This window comes from Brevibacillus sp. HB1.4B (genome assembly GCF_013284285.1).
Lineage (GTDB): Bacteria > Bacillota > Bacilli > Brevibacillales > Brevibacillaceae > Brevibacillus > Brevibacillus porteri.
Genome location: NZ_JABSUT010000001.1, coordinates 206,602 through 225,555, shown reverse-complemented (window position 1 = coordinate 225,555; position 18,954 = coordinate 206,602). Strand labels below are relative to the sequence as shown.

Genomic DNA, 18,954 nt, shown 5'->3' with positions numbered 1-18,954 from the left:
CCGATCTGACAAGCTTATAGTAATACACCGATTTCTTAAATTCAAGCCCCTCCTGTCGAAATTGAACGAAATACAAGAAAAAAAGGCATCTCGTCATGTCAGATGCCTTCCCTATATTTGTTGTTTATAGGACTTTGGAACTATTTATTAGAGTATGATCGCAATCAGGCCACCCGATCCCTCGTTGATGATTCGACCTAAAGTCTCCTGTAATTTGTATCTGGCGTTGTCTGGCATCATGGTAATTTTTGCCTGAATACCCTCTCTTACGATGGAATGGAGCGAGCGTCCAAAAATATCTGAGTTCCAGATGGAAAGTGGGTCTTTGTCAAAATCTTGCATCAGATAGCGGACAAGCTCCTCACTCTGCTTCTCTGTTCCGATAATCGGAGCGAATTCAGACTCGACATCCACCCGAATCATGTGAATAGACGGTGCTGTTGCTTTAAGTCTGACTCCAAAGCGCGGCCCCTGGCGGATTAGTTCAGGTTCGTCCAAGGTCATTTCATGCAACGACGGGGCTGCTATACCGTAGCCCGTACTTCGGACCATGTGCAATGCTTCCGCTACCTGATCAAACTCGCGCTTGGCATGTGCGAATTCCTGCATGATTTTCAACAAGTGATCCTTGCCATTTATCTCAACACCGACAATTTCCATCAAGATGCGGTCATACAGTTCATCTGGCGCGTAGAGGTCAATCTCTGCGATCCCTTGCCCCATATGCATACCAGCAAGAGAGGCTCTCTCTACGAAGTCATAGTCATTGAAGAAGCCGACGACACGGTCCACATCGCGTAACCGGCGGATATCCTGCACGGTCTCACGTACGGCTTCCTCGTAGTTCTGACGCAGCCAGTGCCCGTTTTCCAGCACCATTACCCAGCTCGGCAGATTGACATTTACTTCATGAACTGGGAATTCAAACAGAACTTCTCTCATGAGGAGCAAGATTTCCTGCTCTGTCATATGATCAACCGACAAGGCAACGACTGGGACATCGTATTTTTCCTGGAGCTGTACACGAAGGTTTTGTGCTTCGTCGGCGCGCGGACGCGTCGAGTTTACAACGATCACGAACGGTTTTCCGACTTCCTTCAGCTCGTTTACAACCCGCTCCTCTGCATCGATGTATCCTACACGCGGTATTTCCGCGATGCTGCCATCCGTTGTCACAACAATCCCGATGGTTGAGTGTTCCTGGATAACCTTGCGTGTCCCGACTTCAGCCGCTTCCTCAAATGGTACAGGCTCTTCATACCAAGGTGTATTTACCATTCTTGGGCCATTGTCGTCTTCAAAGCCCTTTGCCCCTTGCACCGTATAGCCAACGCAGTCAACGAGGCGGACATTGATGCTGAGTCCTTCTGTCACATGTACGTTAACGGCCTGATTCGGAACAAATTTGGGTTCGGTTGTCATGATTGTTCGTCCTGAAGCGCTCTGCGGCAACTCGTCTGTCGCTCGTATCCGCTCCGCTTCAGAGTTAATATTCGGGATGACAACTTGCTCCATAAACCGCTTGATAAAGGTAGACTTTCCCGTACGAACAGGGCCTACCACTCCGAGGTAGATGTCTCCGCCCGTCCGTTCGGCAATGTCTTTAAAGATGTCGACTCGTTCCACCATCGATGACCTCCTTCTATTTGTCTATTTTTACACTATGACCGATTTTCCGAATTATCCCTGACCGCCAGTATTTTCGTAGGGAATCTCGTACTAGTTTTGTGGACAGTACAAATATATGTATTTTTGCGTTAACTAGAACAAAAAAAACGACCCTGATCAGAGTCGTTTTTCGTAAAGCTAATTTAGTTTGAGAAGCCTTGGGTCACCATCGACCATTTCATATGGAAACGATTTCGCTGGCACAAACATCGAATGGCGTGCAAGAACGTACCTCGGGTCTGTTTTTTCCGGCACGGTTACTTTTGTATCCCGAAGCAATTGCGCGATATCCGAAGCATAGTCGATCCCGACTTGTCCTTCAGCGTTCATGACCAGTGGCAATAAGTAAGTCCCCATCGTGGACGGCACCTGCCACGCTTTTAACCCGAGCCTTTCATGATCGATGGAATAGTAGCCATTCCCCAGGTCAGCGAGTACAGGCAGCTTTTCGAAATGTCCTTTGTAACGGTCTACTTCGCTCTGTACATCCGCTACTGTACTGACAGCGGTCAAATGAATGAGCTTCACTGTCGGCTTTGTATCCACATCAATGAGTACGTACTTGTATACGCCACCTTTTTCAAATGCGTTCCCTGGTACATCCGGCATGTATTTAGGGATCATCCTACGGAAATCAATCTCGTATTTTTCGAAAATAGGAGTATCGAGGGTTTTCGTTACGATTGGCAATACTGCTGTGTCTTTTTGGAATTGCTCAATCGCTTTTTGTGTTGCTTCTACAAAAAAGGTACTAGGAATTTGATTCTCTGCTCTGCGTTCATCCGGATACAAGCATCCGGATAAAAGAGAAGACAGAATCGTCAAACTGATCACAAGCTTGAACGATTTTCGCCACGATTGCCACATCTTATGTACACACCTCTTACATTCCATCTTCATTTTCTTTGCGTTGTCGCTCGAGTGCAGCCGCTACCACTGATTTCAGCTTGCTTTCTGGAATCCTGACTGTACAATCCTTTTCCGTCGTTTTTGCCTGACAGGCCAAACGAATCCCATTGGCGAGATCCTTTTCAGGCAGCTTGCGCTTTTCCAGCGTCGTTGGCGGGCACAGCAGGCCATTCTCAACGACCACACGGCACATCAGACAAGATGCATGCCCACCGCATCTCTGCGGGATTACGACGCGAGCTGACGAAGCTACACCGACCAAGGTTTGCCCTGTCCGCGCCTTCACACTCTTCTTGCTCGGGAGAAAGGTTACTTTCCCCATTTTGTCACTTCCTTTACTAGTACGGCCGATGAGCTACCTTGACTGTTCCTGCTGAAACAATCTTTGTCTGGCAGCCTAATCTGTAGCCTTCTGCACGTTCAGCCTTGCGCAATCGCAGTTTTTCTTCTGGTGTCACTTCGTTTAAGTACTCTGCTCCTTCCAGAACATGCGTACGGCATTGTGCACATACCCCTCTTTGGCAGGCATGGCCCCACACGATGTTGTTCTTTTTCGCAAGAGCAACAATGGATTCATTCAACTCGATCGAGACTTCATGACTGCCTGCACGAGTAAGTAATGTGATCGTTGACATCGATAATCCTCCCTAGACAAAAATCACAATCAAAATCATGACAAGCACGACGAGTAATAGTAAGAATGCGAAGGTCTTCACCAGGAACCGCAAAAACGCATTGGTTATTTTTCTGGCAAAGATCATAACTAAATTGCAGACGAACATGAGCCCAATGGCAATTAAGGAAATGTTCATCTTTGTCATAGGATCAATATACATCGGGACTGCAGCATCCTTTGCATTTTTTGCTTTATTATACCATACTTCCCCATCTTCGTCTGACGCTTGCGAACCTAATACTAGACATTCGCATAGACTATCGTGATGAATTCGCCCATTGGAGGGATGAAACGTTGAGTAATAAAGTAAATAATCGAAAATGGCGGAATCCATACGCGCCTATACCCAGCAAAAAATTAAGCGACCAAATCGAAAATGTCTCCCTTTCCATTTCACCGAAAAGAATCCTGCCCTCGGTTGATTTGCGCACCTCTGTATCGAAAATGCGCCATAACATCAAAGGGATCGGCAGCACGATTCGGCAGGTAGAAGACACGATGGATTCGTTGTACGGGGCGATGGAGATGATGGAGAACCTCGGAAAACGCACGCCTGAGCCTGAGGTCGTTGCCGAAAAGCCTACTGGCAAACGCAAAGCTGCTCCAGAGCCACAAAAGGCAGCAGAAACAGCACCACAGGAATCAGGCTTAGGCAACCTTTTGGGCAATATAGATATCGGGCAATTACTGGGTCTCCTGCAATCCCCATTAGTCCAGAACCTGATTACACAGGTAAGCAGCAACTCCAAGGAACGAAAAAAAGAGGGATAAGATCCCTCTTTTTTTCTTGCAATCTGTAGGTCAGCCATGTCCCTGTAGAGCCATGATTGTTCCTAGTCTTACTGTATGACGGTTTTTGTTGCAGGTAACGGGCATAATCGCCCATTTCTCTTATTTGAGCAGCTTGGTCAAGGTGGACATGTCACTGAGATTGATTTCCTGATTGCGAAACATTTCAATGACCTTATCCTCCTTTTCAGGAGTTAATTGCTTGCCGCTAAGGGTAGCGAGTGTGCGAATGATTTGACGGAGCTTAGTCTCATCTTCAAAATCACTGCGCTTGACCTGACCGGCTAGTGAACGAAGCTTTTCTTCATCAACATTTTCCGTTGCTTTTCCTTGTAAGCGCTCAAAAAGTCGTTTCGACATATTATTCATGTGAAATCTCCTCCTGCACATGGGCTTTCACCCTATCGTATGTGCAGAAGCCTAAATCGGTGATACTTCATTCATGACTTATTCCGCATCAGGATTGAGGTATGCCATTTCAAAGGTTTTTCCGCGCCCCATCAATTCTTCCACGCCTTGACGAGCTTCTTTTCCTTCAAACAGCATGCCATACAGAACAGAAGTGATTGGCATTTCCACTTGCTCGCGTTGCGATAAGGAAAAGGCTGCATTTGTTGTCCGAACGCCTTCGACGACCATCCCCATCTGCGCCAGTACGTCATCGAGTTTTTTTCCTTGTCCGAGCATATAACCTGCACGCCAGTTTCGGCTGTGTTTACTCGTACATGTGGCAATCAAATCGCCAACACCAGCTAGACCTGAGAACGTAAGCGGCTTAGCACCGAGCTTAATGCCCAGACGGCTAATTTCCGCCAAACCACGGGTCAACAGCGCTGCCTTAGCGTTGTCTCCGTATCCTAAGCCATCAGACATCCCTGCACCAAGTGCAATGATGTTCTTCAACGCTCCAGCGATCTCAGCGCCAATCAAATCCGGGTTAGTATACACACGAAAATTCGTATTCATCAGCAAATCCTGAGAGCGCAGCATGCTTTCTTCCGATTCAGACGCCATCACAACTGTCGTTGGTTGCCGTTTGACTACTTCCTCTGCATGGCTCGGCCCTGACAACACAGCCATTCTGGACGCAATCTCTTTCGGCACCTCTTCCGCAATGACTTCTGACATTCGCTTCAGACTTTCCAGTTCAAAGCCTTTTGTCGCATGAATCAAAAGTACATCCGGTTCTAAGTACGGAGCCACTTGCTGACAGATTTGGCGCATGGCATGGGAAGGAACAACGAGAAGAACAATTCGCTTGCCTATTACAGCCTCTTGAATGTTGGTCGTCGCCACTATGTTTACTGAAAGCTTTTCTCCAGGCAGGTATTTTTCATTCACATGCTTGCTGTTTATTTCTTCTGCCAGCTTGGTATCCCGTACCCAAAGCGTAACTTGATGCCCGTTGTCCGCCAAAACAGTCGCAAGTGCCGTTCCCCAGCTTCCGGCCCCAATCACCGTAACATTTTGAATCAATACGTCCCCCTCCACTTTTCTCATGTCCGTTCGTACATTATCCCAGCTTCCGGTTGGACTTATCTCCTAGTTTCCGTTCGTTTCCTGAAAGAAGATTGCGGATATTATTATAATGACGAATGTAAGCAAAGATTGCGATCGCCAAGCTCGCCCAAATAAAGGAAATAGGTTTGTCCAACAAGTAAAGGGTAAATGGAATAACCGTTACGATAACCAATGATCCTAATGAAACAAAGCGAGTGATCGCAATGACTATGACAGCCAACACGGCAGCGATCAAAAAAGCCAAGGGAGAAAAACCTAACACGACACCTAGCGTGGTCGCAATGCCTTTCCCTCCGCGGAATCCAAAAAAGATCGGCCAATTGTGACCGGCGATAACAAACAAGCCTGCCACAGCATACGCTGCCGGGTCTCCTGTCATCAGGTGAGTCAGTCCCATCGCAGCTGTTCCTTTAAGTGCATCAAGAAGGAGAACGGCAATGCCGGGGCCTTTTCCTAACACCCTTAAGGTATTAGTTGCACCGGCATTTCCGCTGCCATGAGAACGTATGTCAATTCCTGCGACTTTTTTGGCGATAAGATAGCTAAAGCTAATAGAACCGATTAAATAGCTAATCACCCAGGATAATAACACCATGGCGTTTTTCTCTCCCTACGTTTTTTTCCGTGTCCAGATTCTAACTGGTGTGCCTTCAAACACAAAAGCTTCACGGATCTTGTTCTCTATGTAACGTTCATAGGAGAAGTGCATAAGTTCTGGATCGTTCACAAACAAAATGAACGTCGGTGGTTTCACTGTCGCTTGTGTCGCATAGTTGATCTTCAAGCGTTTGCCGCGATCAGATGGTGGAGGTGTACGGATCGTCGCATCTGTTACCAAATCATTGAGAACGCCGGTAGGAACGCGCATAGTATGTGCTTGTGCTACTTCATTAACCTTCGGCAGAATCGTATGGACACGTTGCTTCGATTTTGCAGACACATACATGATCGGAGCGTAATCCAGGTATTTAAATTCTTCGCGGATCAACTCTGTGAAGCGTTGCATCGTTTTGTCGTCTTTTTCAATAGCATCCCATTTGTTCACGACAATAATGACACCACGGCCAGCCTCATGTGCATAACCCGCGATCTTCTTGTCCTGCTCGATAATGCCCTCTTCCCCGTTAATGACAACAAGAACGACATCGGAATCTTCAATGGAACGCATCGCACGCATCACACTGTATTTTTCCGTTGTTTCATACACCTTCCCGCGCTTGCGCATACCTGCCGTATCTACGAGAATGTAGCTTTGGCCATCACGCTCAAATGGCGTGTCGATCGCATCACGGGTCGTTCCGGCAACTTCACTGACAATGACTCGCTCTTCACCGAGAATCGCATTCGTCAAGGAAGACTTCCCGACGTTTGGACGACCGATGATGGATACACGAATGATATCGTCTCTTTTCTCTTCGTCATCCTCTGCTGGGAAATGCTGAACCACGTCTTCCAGCATATCGCCCAAGCCAAGACCATGGCTACCCGAGACAGGGAATGGCTCACCCAAGCCCAAGGAGTAAAAGTCGTAAATATCCGCACGCATTTCCGGATTATCCGCTTTGTTCACCGCGAGTACGACAGGTTTTCCTGTCCGATTCAGCATTCGTGACAGTTCAACGTCCGCATCTGTCACACCTGTGCGGCTATCTGCAATCATAATGATGACATCTGCTTCGTCAATCGCAAGCTCTGCCTGGTAACGCATCTGTGTAAGAATCGCGTCGGTCTCGCCAAACTCAATTCCACCGGTATCAATCACATGGAAAGTATGAGTTAACCATTCACCTTTCCCGTACAGGCGGTCACGGGTTACTCCCGGCATATCCTCCACGATCGCGACTCGTTCGCCAATCAATCTGTTAAAAATCGTGGACTTTCCCACGTTGGGTCTCCCCACAATGGCTACCACTGGTAATCCCATAATCAACAACACTCTCTCTCATTTTACGTTTTGACTAGCTAATCATACCATACACTACTTATGCCGAACAATGATAAGGGTATCGTCGCTCACTTCATGCACCATCGCGTCCAGTATCTTTTCCAGCGTGAAAGCCGTTTGCTGCATCTTCTCCGTAGTAGATTCGATAAAAATCGGGACACCACCCGCAATCCTGTCTTTGTTCGTCGTAATCACCGACAAGATTAATCCTGTCATGGCCTACAGCTCCTTTTTCACCATTCTAGTCTTCGTTGGCATTCGGAAGACGCTTTCGAGAATCGGGACTGCACGAATGACGGACGTTGCGCGTTCCACATCTTTTTCTTGCGGTAATAAAAATACACCCAGTCTCCCTGACTGTATATCACGTTTTACCAATGGTGTTAGCGATGGCTCTCCCGTATCTGTATAAACGCCGAGCTGCGTCGCGACATCGTGCAATATCGCTTGCCGCTGTCCTGGGTGGGCAATCGTGACCTTGGCATTGGCATCCCTCGGTGTCAGAATAAAACCCACACCTTGCTCACGTATGATCTCTTGGGCATCTGCCAACCCGACGTTCATGATGTAAATGTCGTTCACATACAAGTCTCTTCCTTCCATTCTCACTTCCCCCGGCTCGATCTCTGCAATCAGCGACAGTGTTTTTCCAGAGCGCAGCTTGCGAGAAATCATCAAGGCGATGACACCCGCGATGACACCTCCCCACCAATGAAAAAGGATGGTAGCCGTCGTTGTCACCAAAGAAGTAAACATGACCATGTAATTGCGTCCTTCAAACACCATTGCGATTCCTTCGATATAGGGACCACCACGGGGCACTAGCTCCTGCTTATCGATCTCTGTGAGCGTAGTGCGTTCCATGTTCCTGACATCGCGGAATTGCTGAGCAGCCACCGTCAAAAATGTGACCGCCGTGTAATTCTCCTTGAGCAGGGCAGGAATCGCTAACGCTCCGAGCGCGGATGCAATCACCCCAAGTGAAATGTGAATAATTTTTCCGTGGGGATAGGTTGGATATTGTCGATAATCCGTTCGCAAAAGATGAATCCGGCACATAATCCCGAATAGGAAGCCCAGAACTAAAGGAAAAACATATTCATAAGCTAGCAATTCCTTGAACACCCTAGCGTCACCTGCCCGTATCGGAATGGGAAGACTCTGTTTCTGTTCTACCAAGAATACGACGAATCGCAGACCAGACGATGCTGACGAGAGCCCATAGTGATATGCCACTCCACAAGAGATCTTGCGCATACTCCGATCCCCATTGACAGGAACCCGACAATTTCCAAAAATAAAGCGAATGTATCGCATCTGCGAGTGGCATGGCGAGCGTGAGCTGAAACAGCTGGCCCAGATTCGTTCTGCTCATCAAAAAAATCGTACTGACTCCAACAGCGGGTACGATGATCCTCTCATCCCAAAACAGCAAGATCGGATCGGTAAAAAACAGCCAGCGCAGCCAAAATAGCAAAAGGGCGGTTGCCAGCGCACTCAGCAAGTACAATCTGCGTATTTTGGACATGAGCTTGGTGTAAAGGACAATACTTGCGATCAGTGGCAATATCGTTCCACTTAGACTAACTTGAATGGGGGCAAAATAGATTTCCCAGTTCACAAACGTACAAATTAAAAACGCACTGATCACTGCGAGCACTCGTCTGCGTTCCATCTTCATGTTTTGCAGCTGCAAGTCAAAGCTTCCCATCCAGACAAGACACAGCAAAGACCACTGGATGAGGATCGCAACGGTTCCCTCGTTCATGTTCATCTCCTCAAAATGATGGTTGTCTCCCCCAAAAGTATGCCTCAACCAAGGAAATTTCATGAATCGAATGCTCGTCCACTAACTAACGTTGCGCCAGTCTCTCCAATTGGATGTGACGAAGCCTAGCTCTCTCCGCTGTTTTTCCCGTGATCATAACAGGAGTACAAACTGCGTCTGCCAGACCTTTCATACCTAGCGCCGTCATAGCCACACGAATTTGGTGATGCCATCTGTCGACGGTAGACAAGCATTCTTCCAGAGATTCGCGTTGAACCAGACGCAGCATTGCCCCCGCCATCCCGACAGCAGACGCGCCTAAAGAAGCGGCTTTGACTACATCGAGTCCATGACGAACACCGCCTGTTGCTATGTACGACATTCCCGGATGACCGACAGCATTCGCTTCCAGCAAGCTCTCTACCGTCGTGAATCCCCAATCTTCAAACATCGCGTGAGGATGATCACTACGCATATTTTCGACTTGAGCAAAATTTGTTCCGCCCCTTCCACCCACATCGATGGTTCTGATCCCGATTTCTACGAGTTTCTCGATTGATTCTTTCGCCATGCCAAAACCGACTTCTTTGACCATAACCGGTACATCCAGACTCTCCCTGATTGCTTGAATCCTCTCGAGATAGCCGCGAAAATCCCGATCTCCCTCTGGCATCAGTAGCTCTTGCATGACATTCAGATGGATTTGCAGTCCGTTCGCTTCTATCATCTCCACCGCTGCTGTTGCCTGCTCCACTGTCGCCTCCGCCCCAACATTTGCAAACAAGATCCCCTGTGGATGTTCCCTTCTGACAATCCGATAGCTATCCGTAACATCCGGATCACGCAGAGCCGCCATTTGTGATCCAACAGCCATAGCCAGATTGCGTTCCCTCGCAATGATCGCCAGTTTTTGATTGATTTGCGTAGTCCCACCAGCTCCACCCGTCATCGCATTAATCATAATCGGTGAGGAGAGTCGTAAGGATGCAATCTCGGTGTCCAGTGAAGTTTCAGCAAATGCTGCATTCGGCAAGCTGTTTGGAACAAAGCTAACATCATCAAAACTATTCGCACCATTTTCCCCAGTAACAAGAGCATTTCGAATATGGTCCAGTTTTCTAATCGAACGACGATCCATTCTACCCCTCCTAGACTTTCACTCCCAGAAAAAAGGGATACGCCAGAGCGTATCCCCATGAGTCCTACTTTTTATCTTACTTGAACTTGTCTTTCAGATCACCGAACAACTCGCCCAATGTCACGCCCATTGGTTGGTTGTTTTCTTGCGTGAATTGTTGCTGTTCACGCTTACTCGCACGTTCTGCCTGCTCCACACGGTCTTCTTCTACTGCACGGATGCTGAGGCTAATGCGCTGTTCTTGTGGAACAACATCCAAAACTTTCACTTGTACTTCTTGGCCCTCTTTCAAAACCTCACTCGGTGTATTCACCCGGCGATTTGCAATTTGCGAGATGTGTACCAGGCCTTCGATTCCAGGAGCCAGCTCAATAAATGCACCGAAGGACACCAAACGTTTTACAGTTCCATTCAAAATAGAGCCCGCTTTGAAATCTTCTGCAACGTTCGCCCATGGACCTGCTTGCGTTTCCTTAATGCTAAGGCCAATGCGCTCGTTTTCACGGTCAATTTTGAGGACCTTCACTTGCACCTTGTCGCCTTCCTTCACGACATCGGACGGCTTATCTACACGGTTCCAAGCAAGTTCAGATACGTGAACCAATCCATCAACACCACCGATATCCACGAATACGCCGAAATCAGTCATGCGCTGAACTGTTCCTTCCAATACTTGACCCACTTGGATTTTATCCATAATGGATTGCTTTTGCACTTTTACTTCGTCTTCCAAAACCGCTTTGTGGGACAGGATGACTTTATTCTTTTCCTTATCCATTTCTACTACTTTCAAAGCCAATGTTTTGCCTTTGTAATCAGAGAAATCTTCAACGAAATGACGCTCTACCATGGAAGCCGGAATGAAGCCGCGAACGCCTACATCAACAACCAGGCCGCCCTTCACTACTTCTTTCACGGACGCTTCGATGATCTCACCCGCTTGCATTTTTTGCTCAAGATCAGACCAAGAAGATTCCATCGCTACGGCTTTCTTGGAAACAACGAGCTCTTCTTTCTCGTCGTTTAGCTTGATGACTTTCACTTCGAAAGTATCACCAACCGCTACTACATCAGATACCTTTTCAACATGCAGTGGAGACAGTTCGCTGATAGGAATCAGACCATCGTACTTGTAACCTAGATCTACAAGCGCTTGTTTGTCCTCAACTTTTGTTACGGTTGCTTTTACGACATCTCCTACGGAAATGGTTGTTGCATCCGTCAAGCTTACGTTCGTTTCTTCCATCATTCAAAAGACCTCCTTAATACCATCCAGTCCCAAACGTCTATGTACAGGTTGTGTACAACCTCACTACACGAAGCGGGAGCATGTATATTTTTAACTGTCGCCTGATGGCTGGCAGTTAGTACTGATGAAGCCAGTAAGTTCCAGCAGATTTAGTATTTGTCCCTTTAGCAATTCTATACCGTTTGCTAAGAGAGATGCTGGTTCCGTAATTGCTTGATGTGCTCCATAATCAGATCGCTCGCTTCCTTCAACGTATCAGCGCTTGATTTGGCCTCGCGTAGTTGAGTCAGATCGATCGGTTTACCGTAAACGATCTTAATGGAACGAAACGGCCGATATGGTCCGATAATGGCTACCGGAATGACTGCGGCTTCTGATTTGAGAGCGAACATCGCCACACCCGGCATCGCTTCCCCTGGTTCCCCTGTTTTGCTGCGGGTTCCCTCAGGAAAGATTCCAAAGATTTTTCCATCTTCCAGCAATTTGAGAGTCGTGCGAATGGCCGCACGATCTCCTGCACCCCGTTTGACCGGAAATGCACCGAATTTGGTAATGAGAAAGGATATGACCGGAATTTTGAAAAGCTCTTCTTTGGCCATGAAATGAACCTGACGCTCGATACCACTCCCGAGAAGCGGTGGGTCCCACAAAGAAATGTGGTTGGCACAAAGGATCACTGGGCCTTCCTTAGGTATATGTTCACGCCCGATCACTTGCCAACGAAAGACAAGCGAAAAAATTATGCGAAAAAAACCTCTGAATAAACGATAGTAACTCAATGGGTTGACTCTCCCGTTCGCTTGCAGATTTGCAAGATGCGATCGACCACCTGATCAATGGTCATTCCTGTTGTGTCTACCAAAACGGCATCTTCCGCCTGGCGCAACGGTGCGACTTCTCTCTGCATGTCCCGTCGATCTCGCTCTTCGATTTCTTTTTCCAGCTCAGCCAAGTCTGTCTGGGTACCTTTTGCGAGTAGTTCCTTCCAGCGGCGTTCTGCACGCTCTTGGATGGAGGCCGTCAGAAATATCTTCACATCTGCATCAGGCAAAACATGAGTACCGATATCTCTACCGTCCATGACGACATTGCCTTGCGTCGCCAATCGTCGCTGGAGCACAAGCATTTGTTCACGTACGGAACCATAGCTAGCTACAATGGAGGCGTACTGGCTCACTTCTGTGGAACGTATCCAGCTTGTGGCATCGATTTCATTCCAGTATACATGTTGCTGTCCGTTTTCCCGAACCAGTTGAATCCTGTTTTTTTGCAAAAGTTCGGAAACTGCAGACTCATCGTTGATAGGGAGCTGATGATGGTGGACTGCCCAAGCGAGGGCACGATACATGGCACCCGTGTCAATGTACACGTATTCCAGTTGTCCCGCTACTTTTTGGGCGACAGTGCTTTTGCCTGCTCCCGCTGGTCCATCAATGGCAATGTTCATTACTTCTCACCTGCTATGTACGTTAGTTCGGATGGGAATAAAACAAGAAAAGCTTCTGTCGAAGCCCTTTCCCATTCTTTGTGTGATGAAAAACGATATTGCGTTTTTCGGATTTGGCTGTGACCACTATCGGTCTACAAAAAACGATCCAAGACCGTTTTCTATGTTATCTATAATAGTACCATAGTATGGAAGCATGCGCAAACCTTTAGGGCTCTCTGGACACGCCTTCCAAGCGCTCTGTTTCGATTAATACTAGTCTTGCGGGTACGTACTGAATGAGGACTTCGCCTACGGTCAGTACAATCACACATACGACAATTCCAATCATGATGCCTTTTTCTACCCGTTTGGAAAAGCTGCGAAAACGATCGTTGTACTGACTGGTCAATAGGGTCACTTCCTCTGATGAAGCGTCAATCCACAACGCCTTTTTTGCGAAGCTCTAGCTGTCTCTCGTAACACGCTCTAACCACTTTTGCCCGATCTTGCTCACTGATTTGGGTGAACTTACCCGAAATCCATTGGTGCAAACCTTTTTCTTCCGCCGGTTTTTGTCTGACGATTTCCATCTCAACAAAAGCATGTTGAACCTGTCCATTTTTGCTTGGAAGGGAAATCCAGACGTGCAAGTTGTCTTTTTCCTTCAAATGATAGCTTTCCTCACAACTAAAAGACAGCCCACCACCGCTGATATCCAGCGTTCGTGCCAGAAAATGATAGCGTCGAATCGGATCATCCAGTTTGACTGCGATGTCTACTGTGGTGTCAATTCTCAAGTAGTTTCGTCGCTGTGTGCGCACAATCTCCTCTTTCGCTGGGAGTTGCAAAAGCAGTACAGGAATGTGGTTGTTTTGCCTGCCGACAATCGCAGAGCGGAATTCATAGCGTGAGCCATCCTCGCCAACATACCAAACCAAGCATTCTGTCCCTGGTTGAAATATCCCAGTCCGTCCAGTGTTTTCGCTGGTTGGCAACTCGATGGAAGCTACATCATCCTTCAAATCAGCCACTCGGCTTTTGAACGTTTGCAGCTCCATTTCTTCTGAGGAACTCGTGAAGTTTAGTCTGATTGTTTGTCCTATTCGTGGAAGCATCATAAAGTAAATGTTCCTCCCCTTCCCTATCACCCTTTCCATTATATACCCTTTTGTTTCGAATCAGCAAATAGGGAAAGCCGCTAAAAAACTAGCTTTCCCCCTGATTTTTCAAACGCTATTGTCCCTCGTTCTGTGCTGATCCCGTTTCCATTTTCACAACTTCTTCTTCTTCTCCATTCATGGCGTTGATATAGACCATGTACGAATTTCCTTCAAAGCTACCTGTCATTTCCCATGTCAATACTTCTTTTCCATCGTTTTTCCCTTCGATGAGAGCAAGGCGTTGATCCGTCACTTTTACACTCGGATTGACCTTTTTCCTTGCTTCTTCTTTCGTGAGACGAGGCTCGGAGATAATTCTCTTTTTGTGATTAAACAGATACTCCGTCGAGTTAAAGGCAGTAACCTCTCCATTGTCCAACGCGATCTCGACGACCACCCCGTCAGGATAAATTCTGACGCCATCCTGAACAGGCACAAACGTAAAGAGTGCGTTGCGGTCGTAGCTGTCAATCTCGGAGACCTGCATATTGTCAAATCCGTGGTTACGCAAGAACACGCGACCTTTTTCTTCCGCCTGTGTCATGTCCAGCTTTTCCTCACCAACCCCACGCTCGTTCATCATCCAAACCACTTTACCGCCGCGTTTGGTGACATCGAGGTTAATGCCTGTCTTGTGTCCTTTTGGCGTGACACGTACACTATACGCCGAGTATTCCTGCCCCTTGCCGTTCTCATTCACTTCTACTTTCGCATCCCCTGGCTTCAACCCGAGAAACGCCAGTGCATTCTTCTCTGCTTCCTCTTTGGTGGCTGCTTTGCCATCGATCCCTTTGATTCGCTGCTGCTTTTTCTTATCGAGACTCTGTATCCCGACGCCCCAGTCTAAATCAGGGTATTCCTGCACTTTTTTCTCAATGGTTTGGAAGCCATCGATGATGGAATTGTCCTCTTTGCTTTTATTGGAGGCCAATGCCGTCTCGACATCCATCCACCTCAATTGTTTGTCCATCGCGAGGGTTTGTACCTTGCGTAGCTCATCCTGGATATCCTTTGCTTGGGTGTGCAGGCTCTTCAATGTCTTGTATTCACTCTGGCTCAATGGCTGCTTGTCCAGATCACGCACAGCGACGCGATAAGAAAAATCTGCGACCCTCGACAGCATTTCTTCGGTTTTGCTAAACGCCATCAAGGTCAGTGGGAGTTGTCCGACATCCGCTTGTGCCGCATAGGAAAGCCGCCAAACACTCGTCAAAATGGGGGTCATTTGTCTGCGCGAGTTGACTACCAGCGATTTGCCAAGCTCATCGTGCAGCTTGTCCACATGATAAGTGAGATCGTGAAAAGCTCGTTGATATGAGTTTTCCGCTTTGATCAGGACCGAGTTCTTCTCATTGTGCTCCTGATATCCCCACACGCCAGCGCCTATTAAGGCAACCAGGGCAATGGGAAATAACACACGTGCTGTTGCTCCATATACCATCCCTTGCCACTCCTCCTTTGATTACGTATCCATCATCTGCAAAAGATGTGTTTCCCGATCTTTTTGACCTGCGGCCTGGTCCAAATCCAACCGGATGTTGCTGTATCCGGATTAAAATAGTACGTGCAGCCTCCCGTCGGGTCCCAGCCATTTAGCGCATTCTTCACTGCTTTCGTCGCACTTTCATTCGGTGTCAGCCATATTTGACCATCAGCAACTGCTGTAAAAGCACGTGGTTCGAATATTACAGCCGAGGGCGTATCAGGAAACGAAGGACTCTTGACGCGGTTCAAAATAACGGCTGCGACAGCTACTTGCCCTTCAAACGGCTCTCCTCTTGCCTCCCCGTAAACAGCATTCGCCATGATTTTCAAATCATTGTCAGAGACCCGTGAAGGATGAAAGCTGGCTTGGGTTTTGGCAGTATTTTTCTTTGCAGCAGGTGCAGCCATCTGCTGTTCTTGTACGGCAGCTACATTCTTTTCTTTCCAGACAACCTTGTATCCACTCAAGCCAGCTGCTACCAACATCACTAACACACCTGCGATCCAGATTGTACGCACGGCTGAATCCTCCTTGGCATGTATTGAAATCTTTGCATAGTGTTGGTGGAGGAAGAATGGATTATGCATGTAAATCTGGATATAGAAAAAGACCGATGCTATTTGCATCGGCCCACATAGATTTGTCACGCTTTTTCAGTTGGGAAAGGAAAAGATCAGGACTCGTCAATCCGAAAATGTTTATCGTTGTCACACAGGCATTGCTTGAACCCTGTTTCTATTTGCCCTCCAGGTTCTCGATGACCACGCAGTGTAAACTTTTCTCCACATACATTGCATTGAATTGTCACTTTTGCTCGTTCGGTTTTTAACACGTACGTCTCCTCCTTACCGTCTATTGTGGACGTGAAGAGAGATTTTTAGAACCGAAATCGTGTGCTCTTTGTACCTTTTTTAAGCCCTGCCACCACAAGACGAGCATGAATGGTACAATCACGACCAACCAGTTTTGCACTGCCAAAAAAATCACGTTGTACAGGGCATGCAAGCCAATTGGCAAGGTAATCGACATCCATAAAAAAAGCCGCTCATGTTTGGCGTCCTTGGAAAACTTGGCCCGACCGAGATAATAGCCCATCCACACTGCAAACAACGCATGGCTGGATACCGGCAGAAAGGCACGCCAGATGGCGATATTCGTTCCGTTGATAATGAGGTAGAACAAATTCTCCAGCGTAGCAAAACCAAGTGACACCGCAACCGCATAAACAATTCCATCGTATGGCTCATCAAATTCCAAATGTTTATAAACCGTAAAATAGATGACCATCCATTTAAAAAATTCTTCCACGACAGCGGATTGGAAAACTTCCGCGACAATGCCATCCCGCCAGTTCCATTCATTCTGCATGATGTACTGGAGCACCATAATCGGTACAACCAGCAGCATCCCAAAGATAAACGACCGGATCACCATCGAAATCGGCTCCGGTTCGAGACTGTCACGCAGGTAAAAGTAACTTAAGATGGCGATACCGGGGGCAACTGCCGCGCCGATCAAAGCAATCATCTTTTATTACTCCTTTACACAAGACTATTGTTCATCGTACCATGAATACTGGTTGATGAAAACCCGCTACAGGAGAGAGATCATGTCAAAAAAAATTTTGGTAGTGAACACAGGCGGTACGATTGCCATGTCTGTCGATGACTCAGAAGGCGTAAAGCCATTGGATGATCAAGCAGTCAACAAAATCCTTCCTTTTTTAGAAAAACACGCGGATGTCACCATGAAAAATGTACTCAACCTACCTAGCCCTCATATGACTCCTGCGATCATGAATCAGCTGCGACTCGATATTGAGGAAGCCTTTCACAATGATCACTACGATGGCATTGTCATTACCCATGGGACTGATACGTTGGAAGAGACCGCATACTTTCTCGACTTGACTTTATCGGTTAACGTCCCAATTGTCGTTACCGGAGCCATGCGCAGCAGCAATGAGCTCGGAGCGGACGGCCCTGTTAATCTCATTTCTTCCGTTCGTGCAGCCGCAGATTCCTACAGTTTGAACAAAGGCGTTATCGTTGTGTTTAATGATGAAATTCACGCAGCACGTCACGTAACTAAAACACATACGAGCAATGTCGCTACCTTTCAGTCGCCACAATACGGACCGATTGGAACCATTGCGAAAAAGAGTGTGCAATACCACCATGCTCCATTGGATCGAGAGCATTACGCCATTACCCATGCTGATGCGAATGTACCGCTGATCAAAGCAGTTGCAGGCATGGAGCCCGCTTGGCTGCAGTTTTTATTGGAGCAACACATTGATGGACTGGTCGTAGAGGCGTTTGGATTAGGAAATCTTCCTCCCGCTATCATCCCTCCCCTGCAGCAACTACTCGACAAAGGCGTACCCATCGTGCTCGTCTCCCGGTGCTACAATGGCCAGGTACAGGATATCTATGACTATGAAGGTGGAGGCCGTAAACTAAAAGAGATGGGCATCATCTTCTCCAATGGCTTGAATGGGCAAAAGGCTCGTCTCAAGTTAATTGTAACGCTGCAAAAAACACGGGATTTCAACGAGCTGCAGCAGTTGTTCGACCAGTAATTAAATGACTACAACCTCCTGGCTCTTCAGGAGGTTTTTTTTGTTTAATGAACTGTACGTTGCTGTTTTGGTGGGGAGGAAACAGGAGAAAACACTCAGCTTCTAGGGCCACCCCCTGTGGGATTGACTGCCCGCCTCCATGCAAAAAGCGAAACCGCGGCCAAAGTTGTCCTCTCAGGATGTGTCTCAGAGGTGGCCGCTTAAGGGCGTGTTTCGCTTTTTCCATTCCGTCTCGGTCGGTGTCCCTAAGATCTTCGCTTATTTCTCCTGTTTCCTCTACAAGCTTTCCGTGTTTAACCGAGTTTTAAGTGCCTTAAAAGAATGAAGATTGTCACCGGTTACGCCAGAGAAGAATATTTCCAGACGTAGCGACTTGTGGAGTCCTACCAAGCGGAGAAGGGATTTGCGGGCAAAAGAAACGCAACGTGCCCATACTACGAAGCGGCTACCACTTTTGCCGTTTCCCGCAAATCCCTTCGGAGCGGGCAGCCTCACCCCCCTAGCAGGACGGAGCCTGGAGCCTAGACTGGAAATATTCTTCTCTCCACTAAAGCCACATCACAAACGCCAATAAAAAAAGGCCCCGCCAAAACGGCGAAGCCATGTTTTCTCAATATATGGAGGGTTGTTTGGAA

The 18,954-nt window shown here is 47.5% G+C and carries 24 protein-coding genes; 2 read left to right on the top strand and 22 right to left on the bottom strand.

Annotated elements, in window-relative coordinates:
* Positions 1-147 precede the first annotated feature (147 nt).
* The 5 genes from spoIVA to HP398_RS01195 all read right to left on the bottom strand — a co-directional run bounded on the left by spoIVA (position 148) and on the right by HP398_RS01195 (position 3,398).
* Positions 148-1,626, bottom strand: coding sequence for a stage IV sporulation protein A (gene spoIVA / locus HP398_RS01215; protein ID WP_026043041.1), 1,479 nt, complete (start codon positions 1,624-1,626; stop codon positions 148-150).
* 180 nt (positions 1,627-1,806) lie between these two features.
* Positions 1,807-2,535 (bottom strand): hypothetical protein, encoded by a 729-nt coding sequence (locus HP398_RS01210; protein WP_017248106.1) that lies wholly within the window; start codon positions 2,533-2,535, stop codon positions 1,807-1,809.
* A 16-nt stretch (positions 2,536-2,551) separates the two neighbouring features.
* The gene (locus tag HP398_RS01205) at positions 2,552-2,899 is read right to left on the bottom strand and encodes a 2Fe-2S iron-sulfur cluster-binding protein (protein ID WP_173621600.1); all 348 of its coding nucleotides are present in this window, start codon (positions 2,897-2,899) and stop codon (positions 2,552-2,554) included.
* Between the two features lie 16 nt (positions 2,900-2,915).
* On the bottom strand, positions 2,916-3,212 hold the full coding sequence (locus HP398_RS01200) for a 2Fe-2S iron-sulfur cluster-binding protein (RefSeq protein WP_017248105.1): 297 nt from the start codon (positions 3,210-3,212) through the stop codon (positions 2,916-2,918).
* A 12-nt stretch (positions 3,213-3,224) separates the two neighbouring features.
* Positions 3,225-3,398, bottom strand: a complete 174-nt coding sequence (locus HP398_RS01195) for a DUF2768 family protein (RefSeq protein WP_254475773.1) — start codon at positions 3,396-3,398, stop codon at positions 3,225-3,227.
* Positions 3,399-3,547: 149 nt separating this feature from the next.
* Here HP398_RS01195 and HP398_RS01190 point away from each other — a divergent pair, with 149 nt between their 5' ends.
* Positions 3,548-4,024, top strand: a complete 477-nt coding sequence (locus HP398_RS01190; RefSeq protein WP_017248103.1) for a hypothetical protein — start codon at positions 3,548-3,550, stop codon at positions 4,022-4,024.
* Positions 4,025-4,144: 120 nt separating this feature from the next.
* On the opposite strand, the gene HP398_RS01185 is transcribed toward HP398_RS01190, so the two are convergent.
* The 17 genes from HP398_RS01185 to prsW form a co-directional block, all read right to left on the bottom strand.
* The gene (locus tag HP398_RS01185) at positions 4,145-4,411 is read right to left on the bottom strand and encodes a stage VI sporulation protein F (RefSeq protein ID WP_017248102.1); all 267 of its coding nucleotides are present in this window, start codon (positions 4,409-4,411) and stop codon (positions 4,145-4,147) included.
* 78 nt (positions 4,412-4,489) lie between these two features.
* Positions 4,490-5,542, bottom strand: a complete 1,053-nt coding sequence (locus HP398_RS01180) for an NAD(P)H-dependent glycerol-3-phosphate dehydrogenase (RefSeq protein WP_069845427.1) — start codon at positions 5,540-5,542, stop codon at positions 4,490-4,492.
* Between the two features lie 13 nt (positions 5,543-5,555).
* Positions 5,556-6,158: a glycerol-3-phosphate 1-O-acyltransferase PlsY gene (gene plsY / locus HP398_RS01175; protein ID WP_017248100.1), complete on the bottom strand. Its 603-nt coding sequence runs from the start codon at positions 6,156-6,158 to the stop codon at positions 5,556-5,558.
* A 15-nt stretch (positions 6,159-6,173) separates the two neighbouring features.
* Positions 6,174-7,487: a ribosome biogenesis GTPase Der gene (gene der / locus HP398_RS01170; RefSeq protein ID WP_017248099.1), complete on the bottom strand. Its 1,314-nt coding sequence runs from the start codon at positions 7,485-7,487 to the stop codon at positions 6,174-6,176.
* Between the two features lie 54 nt (positions 7,488-7,541).
* On the bottom strand, positions 7,542-7,724 hold the full coding sequence (locus tag HP398_RS01165) for a capping complex subunit for YIEGIA (RefSeq protein ID WP_017248098.1): 183 nt from the start codon (positions 7,722-7,724) through the stop codon (positions 7,542-7,544).
* A 3-nt stretch (positions 7,725-7,727) separates the two neighbouring features.
* Positions 7,728-8,633, bottom strand: coding sequence for a YIEGIA family protein (locus HP398_RS01160; RefSeq protein WP_017248097.1), 906 nt, complete (start codon positions 8,631-8,633; stop codon positions 7,728-7,730).
* 7 nt (positions 8,634-8,640) lie between these two features.
* Positions 8,641-9,276, bottom strand: a complete 636-nt coding sequence (locus HP398_RS01155; RefSeq protein ID WP_017248096.1) for a YphA family membrane protein — start codon at positions 9,274-9,276, stop codon at positions 8,641-8,643.
* Positions 9,277-9,361: 85 nt separating this feature from the next.
* Positions 9,362-10,414 carry a type 2 isopentenyl-diphosphate Delta-isomerase gene (fni, locus tag HP398_RS01150; protein ID WP_173621599.1) on the bottom strand — a complete coding sequence of 351 codons (1,053 nt, stop codon included), beginning with the start codon at positions 10,412-10,414 and terminating at the stop codon, positions 9,362-9,364.
* A gap of 76 nt (positions 10,415-10,490) precedes the next feature.
* The gene (gene rpsA / locus HP398_RS01145; RefSeq protein WP_173621598.1) at positions 10,491-11,663 is read right to left on the bottom strand and encodes a 30S ribosomal protein S1; all 1,173 of its coding nucleotides are present in this window, start codon (positions 11,661-11,663) and stop codon (positions 10,491-10,493) included.
* Between the two features lie 185 nt (positions 11,664-11,848).
* On the bottom strand, positions 11,849-12,442 hold the full coding sequence (locus tag HP398_RS01140) for a lysophospholipid acyltransferase family protein (protein WP_017248093.1): 594 nt from the start codon (positions 12,440-12,442) through the stop codon (positions 11,849-11,851).
* A complete protein-coding gene (gene cmk, locus HP398_RS01135) occupies positions 12,439-13,110 on the bottom strand; it encodes a (d)CMP kinase (protein ID WP_173621597.1) in 672 nt (223 codons plus the stop codon). Before cmk ends, HP398_RS01140 begins: the two co-directional genes overlap by 4 nt.
* A 208-nt stretch (positions 13,111-13,318) precedes the next feature.
* Positions 13,319-13,510 (bottom strand): hypothetical protein, encoded by a 192-nt coding sequence (locus tag HP398_RS01130; protein ID WP_371736690.1) that lies wholly within the window; start codon positions 13,508-13,510, stop codon positions 13,319-13,321.
* 16 nt (positions 13,511-13,526) lie between these two features.
* The gene (locus tag HP398_RS01125) at positions 13,527-14,207 is read right to left on the bottom strand and encodes a flagellar brake protein (protein WP_254475771.1); all 681 of its coding nucleotides are present in this window, start codon (positions 14,205-14,207) and stop codon (positions 13,527-13,529) included.
* Between the two features lie 118 nt (positions 14,208-14,325).
* Entirely contained in the window at positions 14,326-15,693 is a 1,368-nt protein-coding gene (gene ypeB / locus HP398_RS01120; RefSeq protein ID WP_017248090.1) for a germination protein YpeB, read from the bottom strand.
* Positions 15,694-15,725: 32 nt separating this feature from the next.
* The gene (locus tag HP398_RS01115) at positions 15,726-16,385 is read right to left on the bottom strand and encodes a cell wall hydrolase (protein ID WP_017248089.1); all 660 of its coding nucleotides are present in this window, start codon (positions 16,383-16,385) and stop codon (positions 15,726-15,728) included.
* A gap of 26 nt (positions 16,386-16,411) precedes the next feature.
* Positions 16,412-16,570 carry a hypothetical protein gene (locus tag HP398_RS01110; protein WP_007716480.1) on the bottom strand — a complete coding sequence of 53 codons (159 nt, stop codon included), beginning with the start codon at positions 16,568-16,570 and terminating at the stop codon, positions 16,412-16,414.
* A gap of 20 nt (positions 16,571-16,590) precedes the next feature.
* Entirely contained in the window at positions 16,591-17,265 is a 675-nt protein-coding gene (gene prsW / locus HP398_RS01105; RefSeq protein WP_017248088.1) for a glutamic-type intramembrane protease PrsW, read from the bottom strand.
* A gap of 82 nt (positions 17,266-17,347) precedes the next feature.
* On the opposite strand from prsW, the gene HP398_RS01100 reads away from it, so the two are divergent.
* The gene (locus HP398_RS01100) at positions 17,348-18,319 is read left to right on the top strand and encodes an asparaginase (RefSeq protein WP_173621596.1); all 972 of its coding nucleotides are present in this window, start codon (positions 17,348-17,350) and stop codon (positions 18,317-18,319) included.
* Positions 18,320-18,954: the final 635 nt, after the last annotated feature.

What these genes read in the sequence shown, in the direction of transcription:
- HP398_RS01210 (WP_017248106.1), bottom strand. Translation starts at nt 2,535, where the DNA reads ATGTGGCAATCGTGGCGAAAATCGTTCAAGCTTGTGATCAGTTTGACG.
- HP398_RS01205 (WP_173621600.1), bottom strand. Translation starts at nt 2,899, where the DNA reads ATGGGGAAAGTAACCTTTCTCCCGAGCAAGAAGAGTGTGAAGGCGCGG.
- HP398_RS01200 (WP_017248105.1), bottom strand. Translation starts at nt 3,212, where the DNA reads ATGTCAACGATCACATTACTTACTCGTGCAGGCAGTCATGAAGTCTCG.
- HP398_RS01195 (WP_254475773.1), bottom strand. Translation starts at nt 3,398, where the DNA reads ATGACAAAGATGAACATTTCCTTAATTGCCATTGGGCTCATGTTCGTC.
- HP398_RS01185 (WP_017248102.1), bottom strand. Translation starts at nt 4,411, where the DNA reads ATGAATAATATGTCGAAACGACTTTTTGAGCGCTTACAAGGAAAAGCA.
- HP398_RS01180 (WP_069845427.1), bottom strand. Translation starts at nt 5,542, where the DNA reads ATGAGAAAAGTGGAGGGGGACGTATTGATTCAAAATGTTACGGTGATT.
- plsY (WP_017248100.1), bottom strand. Translation starts at nt 6,158, where the DNA reads ATGGTGTTATTATCCTGGGTGATTAGCTATTTAATCGGTTCTATTAGC.
- der (WP_017248099.1), bottom strand. Translation starts at nt 7,487, where the DNA reads ATGGGATTACCAGTGGTAGCCATTGTGGGGAGACCCAACGTGGGAAAG.
- HP398_RS01165 (WP_017248098.1), bottom strand. Translation starts at nt 7,724, where the DNA reads ATGACAGGATTAATCTTGTCGGTGATTACGACGAACAAAGACAGGATT.
- HP398_RS01155 (WP_017248096.1), bottom strand. Translation starts at nt 9,276, where the DNA reads ATGAACGAGGGAACCGTTGCGATCCTCATCCAGTGGTCTTTGCTGTGT.
- fni (WP_173621599.1), bottom strand. Translation starts at nt 10,414, where the DNA reads ATGGATCGTCGTTCGATTAGAAAACTGGACCATATTCGAAATGCTCTT.
- rpsA (WP_173621598.1), bottom strand. Translation starts at nt 11,663, where the DNA reads ATGATGGAAGAAACGAACGTAAGCTTGACGGATGCAACAACCATTTCC.
- cmk (WP_173621597.1), bottom strand. Translation starts at nt 13,110, where the DNA reads ATGAACATTGCCATTGATGGACCAGCGGGAGCAGGCAAAAGCACTGTC.
- HP398_RS01125 (WP_254475771.1), bottom strand. Translation starts at nt 14,207, where the DNA reads ATGCTTCCACGAATAGGACAAACAATCAGACTAAACTTCACGAGTTCC.
- ypeB (WP_017248090.1), bottom strand. Translation starts at nt 15,693, where the DNA reads ATGGTATATGGAGCAACAGCACGTGTGTTATTTCCCATTGCCCTGGTT.
- prsW (WP_017248088.1), bottom strand. Translation starts at nt 17,265, where the DNA reads ATGATTGCTTTGATCGGCGCGGCAGTTGCCCCCGGTATCGCCATCTTA.
- HP398_RS01100 (WP_173621596.1), top strand. Translation starts at nt 17,348, where the DNA reads ATGTCAAAAAAAATTTTGGTAGTGAACACAGGCGGTACGATTGCCATG.